Genomic DNA, 18148 nt, shown 5'->3' with positions numbered 1-18148 from the left:
CTCCTACTACCGCGGCGAGCCGCGCTTGCCACCCTCGCGCGCGGCGCGGCGGTAGCCCGGACGTGTGGCGCGCTCGGCGGCGTCCTGCGCCTCCTGCCGGCGCGCTTCGATCGCCTCGCGCGGCGGGCGCGAGGGGATCAGGCAGTCGGGTCCGTCCCCGATCAGATCCGCGCGTCCGGCCTGCTCGAGCGCCTGGTGCACCGTGAAGTAATTCTCGGGCGCGAAGAACTGCAGCAGCGCGCGCTGCACCTTCCGGTCGTGCAGCTTGCGCGCGGTCTCGACCGGCTTCATCGAGAACGGATCGAGCCCCGTCCAGTACATGCAGGTCGCCAGGTCCATCGGCGCGGGGATGAAGTCCTGCACCTGCCGCGGCCGGTAGCCGCGCTGCTTCAGGAAGATCGCGAGCTCGATCATGTCCTCCACCGTCGAGCCCGGATGGCTCGCGATGAAGTACGGCACCAGGAACTGCTCCTTGCCGGCGCGGCGCGACGCCGCCTCGAAGCGCTCCGCGAACTCCTCGAAGGCCTCGATCCCGGGCTTCTTCATGCGCGCGAGCACTCGCTCCGAGACGTGCTCCGGAGCGACCTTGAGATGGCCGCCGACGTGGTGGGCGGCGAGCTCGTCGAGGTACTCCGGGTCCTTCCGCGCCAGGTCCATGCGGATGCCCGAGGCGACGTGCACCTTCACCACGCCCGGCACGGCGCGCGCCTCGCGCATCAGCGCCTTGGTGGGCTCGTGGCTGGTGCCGAGCAGCTTGCACACCGTCGGGTGTACGCAGGACAGGCGCCGGCAGACCGCCTCGGCCTCGGGCTTCGTGCAGCGCATCCGGTACATGTTCGCGGTCGGCCCGCCGAGGTCGCTCACGTGCCCGGAGAAGCCGGGGGTCTGCGCGAGCGCGCGGACCTCGCCGAGGATCGACTCGGGGCTGCGGCTCTGGATCGCTCGGCCCTGGTGCATCGTGATCGAGCAGAACGAGCAGCCGCCGAAGCACCCGCGCATGATCTGGATCGAGTCCTTGATGATCTGCCAGGCCGGGATCTCCTCCGTGTAGCGAGGATGGGGCCGACGCGTGTACGGCAGGTCGTAGAGCGCGTCCATCTGCGCCTCGGAGAGCGCGAGCGTCGGGGGATTCACGACCAGCATCCGGTCGCCGTGCTTCTGCAGCAGGCGGCGGGCGTTGCGCGGGTTCGTCTCGCGGTGCATGTCGTGGGTCATCACGGCGAAGGCGGATTTGTCGGCGACGACGCTCTCGAAGCTCGGCAGGACCACGTCCCGGTCCGATCCGCTCGCGCCGCCGAAGTGGTGCGTCGGAACGGCCTCGGACTTCCCGAGCAGGTACGCGAGCCCGCGCAGGTCGCGGAGCCCCTCGACGCCGAGACCCGCGTCGAGTCGCCGCGCGATCTCGAGAATCGCCACCTCGCCCATCCCGTACACCAGCGCGTGTGCCTTCGACGTGACCAGGCTGCTCGGCCAGACCTTGTCGGACCAGTAGTCGTAGTGCGCGATGCGGCGCAGCGAGCCCTCGACGCCGCCCGCGATCACGGGCACGCCCGGGAACGCCTCGCGGCAGCGCTGCGCGTACACGGCGAGCGCGCGGTCGGGGCGCAGGCCGGTGCGCCCCCCGGGCGAGTACGCGTCGGCGTTGCGGCGCTTCCGGTTCGCCGTGTAGTGGTTGATCAGCGAGTCCATGTTGCCCGCGCTCACGCCGAAGAAGAGCCGCGGCTGGCCGAGCGACCGAAACGCTTCGGCGCTTCGCCAGTCGGGCTGGGGCAGGATCGCGACGCGGTAGCCGTTCGCCTCGAGCCAGCGGCCGAGGATCGCCGCCGCGAACGACGGGTGGTCGATGTACGCGTCGCCCGAGACCAGCACGACGTCGGGCTGCGTCCAGCCGCGCGCGCGGATCTCGTCCGCGCTGGTGGGCAGGAACTCGTCGCTGGAGGCGGGCTTCGTGCGGCGCATGGGGGCCGCGGAGTATAGCCTCCGCCGCGTGAGCGAAGAGATCCCTCCCTGCCCGCACCGCCCGCCCTGCCCCGGCTGCCCGAATTACGGCGAGCCGGGGATCGCGCGCGGAGCGGCGCTGCGGCTCGCCGAGCTCGCGTCTCGCGCGGGCCTGCCCGGGCCGGAAGTCCACGTCGGCGCGGCGCTGGGATTTCGCACCCGCGCCAGGCTCGCGGTTCGCGGCCGCGCGCGCGCGCCGAAGCTCGGGATCTTCGCGGAGGGAACGCACCGGGTCACCGACATTCCCCGGTGTCGGATCCACCACCCGCTCGTGAACGAAGTCGCCGCCGCACTGCGCCGCGCGATCCGCGCCAGCGGCGTGGCGCCGTATGGCGAGGACTCGAAGCTCGGCCAGCTCCGCTATGCGCAGATCGCGGTCGAGCGCGCCACGTCGCGCGCGCAGGTCGTTCTGGTCGGAAACGACGCGACCCCGGATCCGCTGCGCTCCACCTTCACGGCGCTCGAGCGCGAGCTCGGGCCGCGGCTCTCGGGGCTGTTCTGGAACGGAAATCCCGGCGGCGCGAACGCGATCCTCGGGCCGCTCTGGGAGCGCGTCTCGGGCGAAGAGGCGCTGCGCGAGACGATCGCGGGCGTCGACGTGTTCCAGCCGCCCGGGGCGTTCGGCCAGAGCCACGCCGGGCTCTTCGAGGTTCTCGCGAGCCGGGCGCGAGCGGCGGTTCCCGACGGCGCGCGCGTGCTCGAGCTCTTCGCGGGCACGGGCGCGATCGGGCTCGGCCTGCTCGGACGCGCGCGGAGCGTGGCGCTGAACGAGATCTCGGCGCACGGGCTGCGCGGGCTGGAGCTCGGAATCGCCGCCCGGCCCGCGGACGAGCGGTCGCGCGCAGAGATCCTGCCCGGCGACGCGGCCGACTTCGCCGATCGTCTCGGATCGGCGGACTCGGCGATCGTAGATCCCCCGCGGCGCGGCCTCGGGCCCGCGCTCGTCGACGCGATCCGGGCGCATCCCCCCGCGCAGCTCGTGTACGCGAGCTGCGGCCTCGACGCGTTCCTGCGCGAGGCCTCGCGCTGGCTCGACGCGGGCGTGCTCGAGCTGCGGCGGCTGGAGTGCTTCGCCCTGTTCCCGTACACCGAGCACGTCGAGACGCTGGGGGTGTTCGCCCGCCCGTAGCCGGCGGCGCACTGCCGGCCGAGTCGAGGGCTGATAGGATGCCCGCGCAGCGCGAAGGAGGAACGAGATGAAGGTCGATGCAGGATTGCTGGGCGGTCTCGAAGAGGTGCCGAGGCGCATTCGCGAGCTCGAGGCCGCAGGCTACGACGGCGCGATCACGGCCGAGACGTCGCACGACCCGTTCTTTCCGCTGCTCCTTGCGGCCGAGCACAGCACGCGGATCGAGCTCATGACCTCGATCGCGGTGGCGTTCGCGCGCAACCCGATGATCCTGGCGAACCTTGCGCACGACCTGAACGCGTTCTCGAAGGGGCGCTTCATCCTCGGGCTCGGCTCGCAGATCCAGCCGCACATCACCAAGCGCTTCAGCCAGCCGTGGTCGCACCCGGCCGCGCGGATGCGCGAGCTGATCCTGGCCATGCGCGCGATCTGGGCCTGCTGGTACGAGGGCAAGAAGCTCGAGTTCCGCGGCGAGTTCTACACCCACACGCTGATGACGCCGATGTTCACGCCCACCGACACGCAGCACGGCGTGCCGCGCGTGTTCCTGGCCGCGGTCGGGCCGCTGATGACCGAGGTCGCGGGCGAGACCGCGGACGGAATGATCGCGCACGCCTTCACCACCGAGCGCTACCTGCGCGAGGTGACGCTTCCCGCGCTCTCGCGCGGGCTCGCGAAGTCCGGCCGCGCGCGCAAGGACTTCCAGATCGCCTTCCCCGCGTTCGTGGTCACCGGCGCCGACGAGAAGTCGTGGATGGCGCAGCGAACCGCCGTCTGCAAGCAGATCGCGTTCTACGGCTCGACGCCGGCCTATCGCCCGGTGCTCGAGCTGCACGGCTGGGGCGGGCTGCAGGGCGAGCTCAATGGCTTGAGCAAGCAGGGCAAGTGGGACGAGATGGGCGAGCGCATCGACGACCGCATCCTCGAGGCGTTCGCGATCGTCGGCACGCCCGACGAGATCGTGCCCAAGCTCGCGTCGCGCTACGGCGACGTGGTCGACCGCGTCACGCTCACGTTCGGAGGCGGCGGGAAGCAGAGCCCGCGCGAGCTGATCGCGAAGCTTCACGGCTAGGTCCCGCCGCATGGGCTGCATGGTCGACGCGATCTGCCCGTGCGGGTACGAAGCCCGCGACCTGCTCGAGGGCGGCGGGATGTCGGGGCCGGAAAGCGAGCGGCGTCTCGCTCGCTGCGATCGCTGCCGCGAGATCGTGTCGGTTCGCGCTGCGAGCTTCGCGCGCGGCTGTCCGAGGTGCGGAGGGGAGCTGGCGCCCCCGGTCGAGTGCCCGCGCTGCCGCAGCGCCGCGCTCGAGCTCGTCCCGACCGGAGAGTGGGACTAGGAGCGCGCCGCTTCACGTGTACAATCCCGCGGCGCGAAACGGGGGTGGACGGGATGGACGCATCGCAGTGGCTGGCGCTGGGCATCTTCGCCGTCACGATCGCGGCCGTCGTCAGCAACCGGATCGACAGCACGCTCTCCGCGCTGCTCGGCGTGAGCGCGATGATCTGGCTCGGCGTGATGACGGAGGTCGACGCGTTCGGCTACGTCGACTGGAACGTGATGTCGATCCTGGTCAGCGTCTGGCTGATCGCGGGCTACTTCGGGCACAGCGGCGTGCCGAGCTGGCTCTCGCTGCAGGCGCTGCGGCTCTCCGGCGGGCGGCCGGGGCTGCTGGTGATGATCCTCGCTTTCCTGGCCGGGATCATCTCGATGTTCGTCGACAACGTCGTGACCATCCTGATGATGACGCCGGTCGCGCTGCCGCTGGCGCGCGCGATGAAGCTCGCCGCCGCGCCGGTGATCCTGATGATCGGCTTCGGCGCGAACTTCATGGGCACCGCGCTGATCATCGGCGACCTGCCGCCGCAGATGCTGCACGGCGTGGCCGGCGCGGAGTTCTTCGACTTCATCTGGCAGTTCGGCCGGCCGTCGTCGTTTCCGATCCTGCTCGTCACGTTCCTGATCACGCTGGCCGCGATGTACGCCTACGGCTTCCGCGGCCGCGAGCGCGTGCGCGACATCGCGGCGCTCGGCATCGACGCGCGCATCCCCAATCCCCTGTTCGCCTCGGTCGTGGTGCTCTGGTTCGTGGGCACCGTGGTGGCGATGTCGTTCCGCGAGGCGCTCGACGTGAAGCTCGGCTTCATCGCGCTCACCGGCGCGGTCACGCTCGTGCTGGCGCTCACCCTGCTCGGCAGCCGCGCGAAGGCGCCGAGCATCGAGGCGATGGTCGGCGAGCTCGACTGGCGCGCGATCTTCTTCTACATCGCGCTCTTCGCGCTGGTCGGCGGGCTCGAGAAGAGCCACATCCTCGAGCTGCTCGCCGGCGGGATCAAGCCGCTCTTCGCGCAGAGCTACCCGCTCGGCGCGACGGTGCTGTACTGGATCACGATCCCGATCGTCGGGCTGGTCGAGCACGACGCGTACATCCTCACGTTCCTGTACACGATCCGGGACCTGGGCCACGCCGGGATCGAGCCCTGGCCGCTGTACTGGATGCTGCTCTGGTCGGGGACGCTCGGCAGCAACCTCAGCATCGCGGGCGCGCCCGCGCTCTACGTCGCGCTGAGCCTGGCCGAGAAGGAAGAGGGTCGGAAGATCTCGCTGCGCGAGTTCCTGGCCTGGAGCGTGCCGTTCACGCTGGTCTGCTCCATCGTCTGCTACGCGCTGGGCATGCTGATCTGGGTGCTACCGTACGCGAACTAGCCGGAGGTCGAGTCGATGTACACGCACATCCTGGTTCCGACCGACGGCTCGCCGCTCTCGCGAGCCGCCGTCCGCGACGCGATCGCGCTGGCCCGCGCTCTGGGCGCGCGAATCACGGGGCTCTTCGCGGCGCCGGCCGCGACGCCGATCCTGTTCCGCAATCGCCTGCCCGCCGGCTACTCGACCACGCGCAAGAACGAGGAGCTGATCGAGAAGGCCGCGGCGACGCACCTGGGCCAGATCGAGAAGGCCGCGAAGGCGGCCGGGGTGCCCTGCAGCAGCGTCTGCGTGAAGAGCGATTTTCCCGCCGACGCGATCCTGGCCGAGGCGAAGCGGCGCAAGTGCGACCTGATCGTGATGGCCTCGCACGGCCGGCGCGGAATCCGCGGCCTGCTGCTCGGCAGCGAGACGCAGAAGGTGCTCGCGCAGGCGAAGGTCCCCGTTCTGGTGCACCGCCCGTCGCGCTGAACGCCCCGGCACCGCGCGGACTGTGAAGGAATTCACAGTGTCGCGGCGACGCCGAGGCGTAGCCTGCAGCTCAACCATCGCGAGGGCGCGCGGCGAATGGAGCAGCTCTTTCTCTTCATCGTCGCGCACGCGGTCTGCGACGGGGTGCTGCAGGGCGAGGCGATGGGGAGCGGGAAGAGCCGCCGGCGCGACATGGCGGCGGCCCGCGGGCCCGGCTTTCCGCCCTGGTACTACTGGCTCGGCGCACACGGGATCACCCACGGTGGCGCGGTCTACCTGATCTCGGGCCTGTGGCCGCTCGGCGCGCTCGAGGCGGCGATCCACGTCGCGATCGACTTCATGAAGTGCGAGGGCCGCCTCTCCTTCAACCAGGACCAGGGGCTGCACCTGGTCTGCAAGCTGGTCTACGTCGCGATCCTGGCGTAGCGAGCTACGCGCCGTGCGCTCGCAGCCAGGCCAGCATCCGCGCCCAGCCGTCGCGCGCGGGCTCGGGCCGGTAGCTGGAGCGGTAGTCGGCGTGGAAGGCGTGCGGGGCGCCCTCGTAGACCACGAACGTCGAGCCCGAATCGGAGGCGTCGAGCGCGGTCTTCATCCGCTCGACGGTCTCGAGCGGGATGCCGGTGTCTTCGGAGCCGTACAGGCCGAGCACGGGCACGCGCAGCTCGGGGGCGACGTCGAGCGGCTGGCGGGGGTGACGCGGGTCGGTGTCGCCCACCAGCCGCCCGTACCAGGCGATGCCGGCGCGCAGCCGCGCCTCGTGCGCGGCGTAGAGCCAGACGATCCGCCCGCCCCAGCAGAAGCCGGTGACGCCGATCCGTGTCGGGTCGCCCGAGCACTCGCGCACGGCGAACTCCGCGCTCGCGTCCAGATCGCCGAGCACGCGCACATCGGGCGCGTTGCGGACGATCTCGAGCACGGCTTCGAGCGTCTCGCACTCGCCGGGCCGGGCCTCGCGGGCGTAGAGCTCGGGCGCGATCGCGACGTAGCCCGCGTGCGCCGCGCGCCGACAGATGTCCTTCAGGTACTCGTCGACGCCGAAGATCTCCTGGACGACGAGCAGGATCGGGTGCGGCCCCGCGCCGGCGGGCATCGCCCGGTACCCTGGCAGCTCGCCGTCTTCGACCGGCACCCAGACCGCTCCCTCGACCAGCCCGTCCGCGGGTGTGCGCAGCGCCGTCGGCGTCGGCGGCAGGATTCGCGGGTATCCGGTCGAGAGCGCTCCGAGCTTGCGCGGCTGGGCCATGGAATCCTCCCTCGCGAGCGATCGATTATGCTCGATTCCCGGGAGGCGAGGTGAGCGAGATGACCTTGCGAGTCGCGACCGCGGCGGATCTTCCCGCCCTGCGCGAGCTGATCCCCGACTCGGTGCGCGCGCTCGGCCGCGGCCACTACACGCCCGAGCAGATCGAGAGCGCGATCCGACACGTCTTCGGCGTGGACACGCAGCTCGTCGCCGACGGCACCTACTTCGTCGCGCTTGTTGGCGACGCGATCGCGGGCTGCGGCGGCTGGAGCCGGCGCCGAACGCTCTTCGGCGGCGACCAGATGAAGAGCGGCCCCGATCCGCTGCTCGATCCCGCACGCGAGCCAGCGCGGATCCGCGCGTTCTTCGTGCGGCCCGAGCACGCGCGCCGCGGCGTGGGCTCGCGGCTCATGGAGGCGTGCATCCGGGCGGCGCGCGCCGACGGCTTCCGCGCGCTCGCGCTCGCCGCGACGCTTCCCGGCGAGCCGCTCTACCGCGCCTTCGGCTTCGAGCCGAGCGAGCGGATCGACACGCGGCTTCCCGACGGAGTCACGGTCCCGTTCATCCTCATGTCGCGGTCGATCGAGCCGTGAAATCGGATCCGCGATCGTAACCGGATCACATCTGGGCTAGGCTCCGGCCCTACCCCGCGCCTCGTAGACCGAGTGCGCCCCCGTATCAGGAGTCGATTCACGTGCCTTTCACTTCGTTCGGGCTGCATCCCAGCCTTCTCAAGGGAATCAAGGAGCTGGGATTCACCCGGCCCACACCGATCCAGGAGCAGGCCATCCCGCCTGCGCTCTTGCACCGAGACGTGCTCGCGTGCGCGACCACCGGCAGCGGCAAGACCGCCGCGTTCCTGCTGCCCATCCTCCACCAGCTGATCGAGCGCAAGCGCGGCACGACCTACGCGCTGGTGCTCACGCCCACCCGCGAGCTCGCCGCGCAGATCCTCGAGGACCTGAACGACCTGGCCGTGCACACGCCGATCTCCGGCGCGGCCGTCTTCGGCGGCGTCGGAATGGGCGCGCAGGAGCACGCGTTCCGCAGCGGTGTAGGGGTGATCGTCGCCACGCCCGGCCGCCTGCTCGACCACTTCCGCGCGCCCTACGCGAAGCTGCGAGGACTCGAGTTCCTCGTGCTCGACGAAGCGGACCGGATGCTCGACATGGGCTTCCTGCCCGACATCAAGCGCGTGCTGAAGCACATCCCCGCGAAGCGGCAGACGCTGTTCTTCAGCGCCACCATGCCTCCGCCGATCGCGGAGCTGACGCGCGAGCTGCTCCACGATCCCGCCACGATCAACCTCGCACGCCAGGCGGCTCCCGCGATCGGCATCACGCAGGCGGTCTACCCGGTGAGCGGCGAGAAGAAGGGCCCGCTTCTGCTCACGCTGCTCGAGAGCGGGCTGATAAAGGACGCGCTCGTCTTCACGCGCACCAAGCACCGCGCCGATCGGCTCGCCGCGTTCCTGATCAAGGCCCGGATCAAGGCCGAGCGGATCCACGGCAACCGCTCGCAGTCGCAGCGCACCGCGGCGCTGGCCGGCTTCAAGAGCGGCAAGCACCGCGTGCTGGTCGCCACCGACATCGCGGCGCGTGGAATCGACGTCGAGGCGCTCGGCCACGTCGTGAACTTCGACGTGCCCAAGGTGCCCGAGGACTACATCCACCGCGTCGGCCGCACCGCGCGCGCCGAGGCGACCGGCGACGCCTTCACCTTCGTCTCGCACGAGGAGGAGGCCGATGTCGCGCGAATCGAGCGCGCGATCGGAAAGCGCCTGCCGCGCGTGACGGTGCCCGACTTCGACTACGGCCCGCAGGGCGTGCCGAGCATCGCGCCGCCGGCCTCGCGGTCGCCGCAGCACGGTCGACGCGGCTCCGGCGGAGGCGGCGGCGGATCCGGCTCCCGGTCGCGGAGCGGGAGCGGAGGCGGGAGAGGTCGCGGCCGCGGTCGCGGTCGGGCGCGCTAGCCGCGCCGCGCCTAGAGCTCTTCCTTCAGCCTCGGCTCCACGAACATCTCGGGGTGCTTCGCGGTCTTGTCGGCGTAGAACGCGCGGATCTGGTCCATGTCCTTGCGCACGTTCTCGGTCGCGCGCAGCGACGAGCCGAAGCCGCCGCGGCGGCGCGCGTAGTCGAGATAGCCGAGCACGATCGGCACGTCGGCGCTGCGCGCGATGTGGTAGAAGCCCGACTTCCAGTGCTCGACCGCGCCGCGCGTGCCCTCGGCCGGAACCACGAGCGCGAGCTCCTCTGACGCCGCGAAGCGCTGCGCGGCCTGCGCGACCAGATTGCCGCGCTGGTGGCGCACCACCGGAATTCCACCGAGCCGCCGCATCAGCCCGCCGAAGGGAGGCCGGAAGATCGTGTCCTTGCCCATCCACGAGATGCGCACGTCGAAGATCTCCGCGAGCGCGAGCAGGTACACCAGGTCCCAGTTGGAGGTATGCGGCGCGGCGATCAGCACGAAGCGCTTCTCCGCCGGCTTCTCGCCCTCCGGCCTCCAGCCCGTCGCCAACAGGACCAGCTTCGCGATCAGCTTCAGCACGTCGACTTCTCGCGCGCAGACTACCGCGTCCGGCGGCGGAAGCGGAACTCGGCACGGAGGGCTTTCGCGACCTTCGCGTCGCTGCCGTAGATGTCGGGCCGGAGCTGCAGCACTCCGTTGCGGTCGACCCAGGCGGTCCAGTACGCGAGCAGCACCGGGACCGGCCGCGCGAGCGTCACGGTCCGGGTCGCGCCGCTCTCGATCGCGCGCTCGATCGCGGCCCGGTCCCACCCGCTCTGTCCCTCGAGCAGGAGCGCCGCCAGCTCGAGCGGATTCTCGATCCGGATGCAGCCGGAGCTTGCCGCTCGCCTGCTCCGCTCGAAGAGATCGCGACTCGGCGTGTCGCGCAGGTACACGGAGTGCGCGTTCGGGAACATGAACTTCACCCGGCCCATGGCGTTCTCGGGTCCGGGCCGCTGGCGCAGCAGGTAGGGAAAGCTCCGCGCCGTGGCGCTCGACCAGTCGATCGCCGACGCCGGCACGGTCCGGCCGCTCGCATCGATCACCTCGAGCTGCTTCCTCGCCAGCGTCGATCGATCGCGTCGCTGTTCGGGCAGGATGTCGTGCTCGAGAATGCCGGGCGGTACCGTCCAGGTCGGATTGAAGACCAGGTACGTCATGGTCGAGCGGAAGATCGGCGTGGCGCGGTACTGCTGCCCGACGACGGCGCGCGCGGACCAGACCACTTCGCGGTCGCGCAGGTAGTAGACCTGGAACCCCGCGACGTTCACGACCACGAACGTCGGGTCGAGCTCGTGCAGCAGCCAGCGGCCGCGCTCGAGGTTCACCAGGATCTTCTCGATGCGCTCGCCGACCGGCGCGTTCAGCGCCTCGAGGGTTGCTCGCCCGACCCGTCCGTCGACGTCGAGTCCGTGGCGGGCCTGGAACGCCTCGACCGAGGCAACGAGGACCTCGTCGTAGACGAGCTCGTCGATCGGCGGGATCGCGGCCAGGTCGCCGGTCGCCGCGAGCCGCGACCGCAGCTCGCGGACGCGCGGATCGCTCGCTCCCGGCTCGAGCGTCGGGCCGGCGCTCACCGTCGGCCAGGCGCCAGCCTGCGCGAGCGCGCGGTGGCGCGCGAGCTCCGCCTTCAGGCCGCGGTACATGGCGTGCTGGGGCTTGGCGAGCTCGATGCGGGCGTACAGCTCGCCCGAGTCGATCAGCTGCTGCACCCGCGCCGCCGAATCGCTTTCGTGAATCCTGCGCGTGAAGTTCCAGCTCGGATCGAGGCTCTTCGGATCGACCTTGCCGAAGCTCACGTGGTAGAGCAGCCGGATCAGCGCTTCGGTGAGGAGCAGGTCGCAATCGATCTGCACCTGCGCCGACGCGGCCGGCGCCTGCGCGGCGCGCTGCGCGGTCACGAGCGCGCCGAGCAGGTAGTCCTCGGGGTCGAGCCCGTCGGCCGCGCTGTCGCGGATCGCGCGAAGCAGAGCGTCGCTCGAGCTCGGCGCGGTCCAGACCCGGGTGAAGCCACGCCGCGCATACAGGTCCGCGATCAGCCGCTTCGCCGCGAACTCCGCGCCCAGGATGCTGAACGACGGGTCGTCGCGGATCTGCTCGACGCGCGCACGCAGGATCTCGCTTTCCAACGCCGGATCTTCACCGCGAGCTGCGTGTCCGAGAAGCAGCGTGAGTGTGATGACGATCACCGGGAGCGATGCGCGGGGACGCGTCTCTCGCATCAGCGGTTCCGATCCGATGGAGTGTGGCGACACGTCGCTTGCCCGAGGCGGCGCCGCCACGTACACCTTCGACGGCAGTGATGAAAGCAACCCGAACCCCGAGCTTCGCACTCGCGATCGCGTTCGTCGCGGTCTTCGCGCTCGCCGCAAGCACGAATGCCCCACCGAGCCCGGCGACCGAGAGCCGGCTCTGGGAAGCCACGGACGTGCGGGCGCGCTTCGCGCTGCGCCGCGGGGGCGTCTCGAGCCGGCTGCGCATCGCGAGCACGGCGGTGCTTCCCGGCGCCACGCTCGAAATCGCCGCGCTCGATCGCGACGGAGCGCCGCTCGAGATCGAGGTCACCGGCGCGAAGGGTCTGACTCCGACGCGACGCGGTGTATGGGTGCTGAGTGCGCCGAAGCGCCCCGGACTGCGCGTGCTTCGCGTGTCGAGCGCGCAAGCCCGCGACGAGATCCGCTTGAACGTCTTCGTGATCGTGCCCCGCGCGAAGTCCGCGAAGCAGGCGCTGAACGGCTACGCGATCGGCCGCTACCCCGAGGCGGCGCTGGTCCAGGGCGCGAGGGTGGAGCCGCCGAGCGGCTTCATCGAGGTCACGCGCGAGAACATCGACACCCCGATCTCGCCGCGGCTCCGGCTCGGACAGTTCCTGTGCAAACAGGAGAGCGCGTTCCCGAAGTACGTCGTCCTCGACGAGCGGCTGCCCGGAAAGCTCGAGGCGCTGCTCGACGCGATCCGCGCCGCGGGAACCCCCGCGCAGACGCTCACCGTGATGAGCGGGTATCGCACGCCGGCCTACAACCGCGCGCTCGGAAACGCGACGAGCTTCAGCCGGCACCTCTGGGGCGCGGCGGCGGACGTCTTCGTGGACGAGTCTCCGCGCGACGGGCGCATGGACGACCTCGACGGCAACGGCGTGGTGGACGTGCGCGACTCCGAGCACCTCTTCGCTCTGGCCGACGCGCTCGACCGCGACCCGGGCGAGGACTGGTTCGTGGGCGGCGCCGGCTACTACCCGGCGACCGGGTCCCACGGCCCGTGGGTGCACGTCGACGTGCGGACCCACGCCGCGCGCTGGTGACCCGCCGCTAGGTCCGGGCCGCCGGCTTCCCGCTCTCGAGCGGATGACCGGCCTCCTTCCAGGCACGGATTCCCCCGTCGAGGGCGACGGCTCCGGTGAATCCCATCTGACGCAGCGTCGCAGCGGCGAGCGTCGAGATCCTTCCGATCTCGCAGCAGACGACCATCCGCGCTCGCGGATCGGGGAAGGCCGTGTCGGCGCGAAGCTCGAGCTGGCCGCGCGGCAGGTGGATCGCGCCGGGAATGTGCTCGAGCGCGAATGCGTCGGCCTCGCGCACGTCCACGACGGTGACGCCCGGCTTGCCGCTCGCGATGCGGTCGCGCAGCTCCTCCATGCCCATGAAGGCGATCCGGCTGGCCGCCTCGCGGATCAGCTGGTCGACGGACTTTCCGCCGGTGCTGTTCGTCCGCAGCGCCTCGGTCAGGTGATTGGGCAGTGACAGATTCAAGCTCGCCATCTGAGCGACGAAGGCGTCGCGATCGGACTTCTGCAGCCGGGGGTTGGTCTCGCGCTCGTGCGCGAGCGTCGCGGTCGGCGTGTTCTTGTAGTTGTGGCCCGGGCAGACGAGCAGCCGGTCGTCCAGACGCAGCAGCCGATGGAACAGACTGTCCCAGAGCGCGTCCGCGTCACCGGTGGGAAGATCCGAGCGCCCGGTCCCACCGAGCAGGAGCGTGTCGCCGGTGAGAACGCGATCGGGAAGCACGACGCAGATCGAGTCGGCGGTGTGCCCCGGCGTGTAGAGCACGCGCAGCCGCAGCTCGCCCACGATCAGCGTCTCGCCATCCGCGACGCGCACGTCGACGTACGGTGCCGGCGCTCGCGCGTGCATGACCGCCGGAGCCCCGAGCCGCGCGGCGAGCTCGCGCACGGCCGAGAAGTGGTCCGCGTGCGTGTGCGTGTCGATCAGGTACGCGATCCGGAACCCGCGCGACGCTGCGACCCCGAGATAGCGGTCGATCTCGTGCAGCTCCGGGTCCACGATCGCCGCCACGCGCGCCCGCTCGCAGCCGACCAAGTACGCGCAGCAGCCGCCATGTCGGATCTCCTCGAAGTACATCGCGGTGCTCGACATCGGCACGGACCTCCCCCTCGGTTCAGGCGCTCGCTTCTCCGCTGGCCACCGCGACCTCGGCGCGCCGCGCCAGGCGCTGGCTCAGGTTCGCGAAGACGAGATAGACCGCGGGAACGACGATGAAGGTGAGCGCGGTCGAGAACCCCACCCCCCCCACGACGGCGATCCCGAGCGGCGCGCGCGACTCGCCGCCCGCGCCGCTGCCGATCGCGATCGGCAGGATACCCGCCATCGTCGCGAGCGCCGTCATCAGGATCGGCCGGAAGCGGATCCGCGAGGATTCGAAAACGGCCTCGCGCGGCGCCATGCCCTGCTCGCGGAGCTGGTTCGCGAACTCGACGATCAGGATCGAGTTCTTCGTCACCAGACCCACCAGCATGACGAGGCCGATCTGGCTGAACAGGTTCAGCGTCGCGCCCACGGCCAGGAGCGTGACGAGCGCGCCGGTGAACGAGAGCGCGACCGCGACCAGGATCGTGATCGGGTGCAGGAAGCTCTCGAACTGGGCCGCGAGCACGAGGTACACCGCGACGACCGCGAGCAGGTACGCGAACAGCAGCGCGTTGCCCGAGGCGTAGAACTGCTCCGATTCGCCCGAGAACACCGTCTTGTAGCCCTTGCCCGTCGGGAGCACCTCCGCCGCGACTCGCTGCACCTGCTCGAGTACCGCGCCGAGCGCGGCGCCTTCGGCGAGGCTTCCGGTGATGGTTGCGGAGCGAACCCGATCGAAGTGCGGCAGCCCGCGCGGCGCGACCGATTCGCGCACGTCGACGAACGAGGCGAGCGGCATGAGCAGGCCCGAGGTGTTTCGCACGTAGGCGCGCAGGACCGAGCGCGGGTCGGTGCGGTCCTTCTGCTCCAGCTGGACCATCACCTTGTAGGTCTCGCCGCCGAGCTTGAAGGTCGAGAGCTCCTGGCCGCCGAGGAGCGTCTGCAGCGTCGAGGCGATGTCGCGCGCGGAGACGCCCAGGTCGCTGGCGCGGTTGCGGTCGATGTCGACCTCGAGCTGCGGCTTGTTGATCAGCAGGTCCGACTGCAGGTTCACCAGGCCCGGGATGCCCGCAGCCTCGTGCACGATCTGGTCCGCGTAGCGCGCGACCTCGTAGATGTCGGGCCCCTGCACGACGAGCGACACCGCCGCGGGGCGCAGATTCTGCCCGAGCGCGTCCGGGTTCACCGGGAACGCCTGGACGCCCGCGATCCTCCCGAAGGTCTCGCGCCACTCGTCGACGATCTGCTGCTGGGTGCGGTCGCGCTCTTCCCAGAGCTTTAGCGACGTGAACAGCACCCCCTCGTTCACCATTCCCGGGCCGCCCATTCCGAGCGAGACGATCGAGAAGCTTCGCGCGACCTCTGGCGTCGCGAGCACGAGCTTCTCGACCTCTTCCTGGTAACGCGCGGTGTAGTCGAGCGTGCTGCCCTCGGGAGCGCGGACGAAGGTGAGCACGGTGGCGCGATCGGCCGGCGGCACGAACTCGCGCGGGATCACCGCGAGCAGCAGGAACCCGAGCCCGACCCAGGCCGCGCCCGCGAGCACCACCAGGCCGGGCCGGGCGAGCACCGGCCCGAGCGTCGCCGCATAGGCGCTCGCGAGCCGGTCGAAGCCGCGCGCGAGCACGGCCTTCAAGCCGTGCTCGCCGACGTGCGCGCGCAGGACCCGCGCGCCCAGCGACGGCGTGAGCGTGATCGCCACGAAGCCCGAGATCGCGACCGCGGCCGCGACCGTGACTCCGAACTCGCGGAACAGCCGGCCCGTCGTGTCGGTCAGGAACGCCAGCGGCAGGAACACCGCGATCGTCGAGACCGTCGCCGCGATCACGGCGAACAGGATCTCGTTCATGCCGCGCCGCGCCGCCTCCATCCGCGGCGTTCCCTGCTCGATCCAGCGCGTGATGTTCTCGAGCACGACGATCGCGTCGTCGACCACCAGCCCGATCGCGAGCGTCACGCCCATCAGCGTCAGCGTGTTGATCGAGAAGTCGAGCGCGTACAGGACCGCGAACGTGCCGACGACCGAGACCGGAATTGCGACGGCCGGGAGCAGCGTGGCCCGCGCGCTGCGCAGGAACAGGTAGATCACGATCACGACCAGCAGGACGGCCTCGAAGATCGTCCGGGTCACGTCCTCGATCGAGCGCTCGACGAAGATCGAGGAGTCGAACGCGACCTCGGTCGAAACCCCGGGCGGAAGCTCGTCCGCGAGCGGCCCGAGCTCCGCCCGTACCGCCGCAGCCACGTCGAGCGTGTTCGCCTTCGACTGCTTGACGATGCCGAGCGCCACCGCCGGCACCCCGTTGAAGCGGACCAGCTTGCGGTCGTCCTCCGCGCCGATCTCCGCGCGGCCCACGTCGCGAAGCCGCACCGGTCCGGACGGGGTCTCGGCCAGGATCAGCGCTTCGTACTCCTCGGGCGTCTTCAGCTCGCCCGGGGTGCGCACGGTGAACTCGCGCTCGCTGCCCTCGATGCGGCCGGAGGGGATGTCGACGTTCTCGCGCCCGAGCGCCGATGCGATGTCGGCGATCGTGAGCGAGTGGCCGGTGAGGAGCGAGTTGTCGATCCAGATCCGCATCGCGAAACGGCGCTCGCCCGCGAGCATGACCTCGGCCACGCCGGGCAGCCGCGCCAGCCGGTCCTTCAGCTTCGTCTCCGCCAGCGTCGAGATCTCGATCTGCGACAGCCCCCCGCCCGAGAGCGAGATCCACTGGATCGGCCGCGCGTCCGCGCTGCGCTTGGCGATCACCGGCTCGTCGACGTCCTGGGGCAGGTCGCGTCGCGCGCGCGCGACGCGGTCGCGCACGTCCGCCGCGGCCGCGTCCACGTCTCGGTACAGCTCGAACTCGACACTGATCGACGACACCTGCTCGCGCGAGACCGACGTGACGTGCCGGATGCCCTCGATCCCGATCAGCTGGTCCTCGAGCACCTGCGTGACGGAGGTCTCGACGACCTCGGCCGCGGCGCCGCGAAACACCGTGCTCACCCCGACCACCGGCGGATCGACGTCCGGAAGCTCGCGGTTCGGCAGGCGCTGCAGCGCGATCGCGCCGATCAGCACGATCGCGAGCGACATCACGGTCGTCAGCACCGGTCGCTCGATGCAGACTTCCGGCAGCCTCATAGCGGGCGATCGGCCTCGGGCGCGGCCTTGCCGGCGATCGTGACCGCCTCGCCCTCGGTCACCTTCTGGGTTCCCGCCGAGACGATCCGGTCGCCGGCCGAAAGCCCCGACCTGATCTCGACGCGCGACGCCTTTCGCAGGCCCGTCTCGACCGCAACCCGAATCGCCTTGCCGTCGTCGCCGATCCGCCAGACGAACGCGCCGGCCTGATCGACCAGGATCGCCGAATCCGGGACGACCACCGCGTTCTCCCGCTCGGCGAGCTGCACCTCGAGGTTCGCGAACAGACCCGGCTGCAGCTTGCGGCCGGGGTTGGGCACCCAGGCCTTCAGCGTGAGCCGGCGCGTGGTCGCGTCGAGCGTGGGCGAGACGAAGAACACCTCCCCTTCGAACCGGACCTCGGGAAACGGTGTCACGGTGATCGTCACCGGCATACCGACGCGCACGAAGGGCACGCCGATCTCGGGCAGCGCGAAGACGAGCTGCAGCCGGTCGACGGCGTCGATGCGCACGATCTTCGTCATGCGGCGGACCCGCTCGCCGGGCGATACCAGCCGCGCGCCGACCACGCCGTCGAAGGGCGCGCGGACGCGCGTCTTCGCGTGCTCGACCTCGCGGAGCTGCACCTCCGCGCGCGCGACCTCGAGCTCGGCGCTGGCGCGGTCGTACTCGGCCTGCGCGGAGACCTCCTTCTTGGCGAGGGCGCTGATGCGCTCGAAGATCTCCGAGGCGAGCTTCGCGCGCGCCCTCGCCTCGCGCACGTGCGCGGCCTGCTCGGCGTCGCGAAGCGTGACCAGCACGTCGCCCTTCTTCACCGTCTGGCCCTCGGTGAACTCGATCGACTCGATGATCCCGTCGATCTCCGGCTGGATCGAAACCGAGGATTCCGAGTCCAGCTGCCCGACCAGGCCGATCGTGTCGCGGATCGTCTCGGCCTCGACCGTGAGCACCTCGACCACCGGCGCCGGCCGCGCGAAACCGGCCTGGTCCTCACCCGATCCGCAAGCTGCGAGCCAGACGGCCGCCAATGCTGTCGCGAAGGGGGATGCGAGACGGCGCATGCCCGGAGGCTATCAGGTCCGGGTCCCGGCTTCCCGTCGGGAGCCTG

General features: G+C 70.9%; 16 protein-coding genes. 9 read left to right on the top strand and 7 right to left on the bottom strand.

The features are described from left to right. Positions 1-6: 6 nt before the first annotated feature. On the bottom strand, positions 7-1959 hold the full coding sequence (locus tag FJ108_04840) for a YgiQ family radical SAM protein (protein MBM4335227.1): 1953 nt from the start codon (positions 1957-1959) through the stop codon (positions 7-9). Between FJ108_04840 and FJ108_04835 the strand changes: the two genes are divergently transcribed. From FJ108_04835 to FJ108_04810, 6 genes are all read left to right on the top strand, one after another. Then, positions 1844-3127, top strand: coding sequence for a class I SAM-dependent RNA methyltransferase (locus tag FJ108_04835; GenBank protein ID MBM4335226.1), 1284 nt, complete (start codon positions 1844-1846; stop codon positions 3125-3127). The two genes, FJ108_04840 and FJ108_04835, sit on opposite strands and share 116 nt — an antisense overlap. A gap of 67 nt (positions 3128-3194) precedes the next feature. Further along, a complete protein-coding gene (locus tag FJ108_04830; GenBank protein MBM4335225.1) occupies positions 3195-4199 on the top strand; it encodes an LLM class F420-dependent oxidoreductase in 1005 nt (334 codons plus the stop codon). Positions 4200-4209: 10 nt separating this feature from the next. Next, entirely contained in the window at positions 4210-4464 is a 255-nt protein-coding gene (locus FJ108_04825) for a hypothetical protein (protein MBM4335224.1), read from the top strand. 53 nt (positions 4465-4517) lie between these two features. Then, on the top strand, positions 4518-5831 hold the full coding sequence (locus FJ108_04820) for a TRAP transporter large permease subunit (GenBank protein MBM4335223.1): 1314 nt from the start codon (positions 4518-4520) through the stop codon (positions 5829-5831). A 15-nt stretch (positions 5832-5846) separates the two neighbouring features. After that, the gene (locus tag FJ108_04815) at positions 5847-6299 is read left to right on the top strand and encodes a universal stress protein (GenBank protein MBM4335222.1); all 453 of its coding nucleotides are present in this window, start codon (positions 5847-5849) and stop codon (positions 6297-6299) included. 96 nt (positions 6300-6395) lie between these two features. Continuing rightward, the gene (locus FJ108_04810; protein ID MBM4335221.1) at positions 6396-6725 is read left to right on the top strand and encodes a DUF3307 domain-containing protein; all 330 of its coding nucleotides are present in this window, start codon (positions 6396-6398) and stop codon (positions 6723-6725) included. Between the two features lie 4 nt (positions 6726-6729). On the opposite strand, the gene FJ108_04805 is transcribed toward FJ108_04810, so the two are convergent. Next, entirely contained in the window at positions 6730-7542 is an 813-nt protein-coding gene (locus tag FJ108_04805; protein MBM4335220.1) for a dienelactone hydrolase family protein, read from the bottom strand. 59 nt (positions 7543-7601) lie between these two features. Between FJ108_04805 and FJ108_04800 the strand changes: the two genes are divergently transcribed. Both FJ108_04800 and FJ108_04795 read left to right on the top strand, forming a co-directional pair. Beyond that, positions 7602-8135, top strand: a complete 534-nt coding sequence (locus tag FJ108_04800) for a GNAT family N-acetyltransferase (protein MBM4335219.1) — start codon at positions 7602-7604, stop codon at positions 8133-8135. A 95-nt stretch (positions 8136-8230) separates the two neighbouring features. Next, entirely contained in the window at positions 8231-9514 is a 1284-nt protein-coding gene (locus tag FJ108_04795; protein ID MBM4335218.1) for a DEAD/DEAH box helicase, read from the top strand. A gap of 11 nt (positions 9515-9525) precedes the next feature. On the opposite strand, the gene FJ108_04790 is transcribed toward FJ108_04795, so the two are convergent. Together FJ108_04790 and FJ108_04785 are read right to left on the bottom strand one after the other, a co-directional pair. Further along, positions 9526-10089, bottom strand: coding sequence for an acyltransferase (locus tag FJ108_04790; GenBank protein ID MBM4335217.1), 564 nt, complete (start codon positions 10087-10089; stop codon positions 9526-9528). A 20-nt stretch (positions 10090-10109) separates the two neighbouring features. After that, positions 10110-11771 carry a hypothetical protein gene (locus FJ108_04785; GenBank protein ID MBM4335216.1) on the bottom strand — a complete coding sequence of 554 codons (1662 nt, stop codon included), beginning with the start codon at positions 11769-11771 and terminating at the stop codon, positions 10110-10112. Between FJ108_04785 and FJ108_04780 the strand changes: the two genes are divergently transcribed. Then, positions 11747-12850: a hypothetical protein gene (locus tag FJ108_04780; GenBank protein MBM4335215.1), complete on the top strand. Its 1104-nt coding sequence runs from the start codon at positions 11747-11749 to the stop codon at positions 12848-12850. The two genes, FJ108_04785 and FJ108_04780, sit on opposite strands and share 25 nt — an antisense overlap. A gap of 7 nt (positions 12851-12857) precedes the next feature. On the opposite strand, the gene FJ108_04775 is transcribed toward FJ108_04780, so the two are convergent. From FJ108_04775 to FJ108_04765, 3 genes are read right to left on the bottom strand one after another with little or no spacing between them, the layout of a single operon-like run. Next, a complete protein-coding gene (locus FJ108_04775; GenBank protein ID MBM4335214.1) occupies positions 12858-13907 on the bottom strand; it encodes an MBL fold metallo-hydrolase in 1050 nt (349 codons plus the stop codon). Positions 13908-13944: 37 nt separating this feature from the next. Continuing rightward, positions 13945-17040: an efflux RND transporter permease subunit gene (locus FJ108_04770; GenBank protein MBM4335213.1), complete on the bottom strand. Its 3096-nt coding sequence runs from the start codon at positions 17038-17040 to the stop codon at positions 13945-13947. Further along, a complete protein-coding gene (locus FJ108_04765; protein ID MBM4335212.1) occupies positions 17037-18101 on the bottom strand; it encodes an efflux RND transporter periplasmic adaptor subunit in 1065 nt (354 codons plus the stop codon). Before FJ108_04765 ends, FJ108_04770 begins: the two co-directional genes overlap by 4 nt. Between the last annotated feature and the right edge of the window lie 47 nt (positions 18102-18148).

The sequence above is a fragment of the Deltaproteobacteria bacterium genome, assembly GCA_016875225.1.
Lineage (GTDB): Bacteria > Myxococcota_A > UBA9160 > SZUA-336 > SZUA-336 > VGRW01.
The sequence above is the reverse complement of the archived record's forward strand: the minus strand, read 5'-3'. Positions and strand labels throughout refer to the sequence as shown.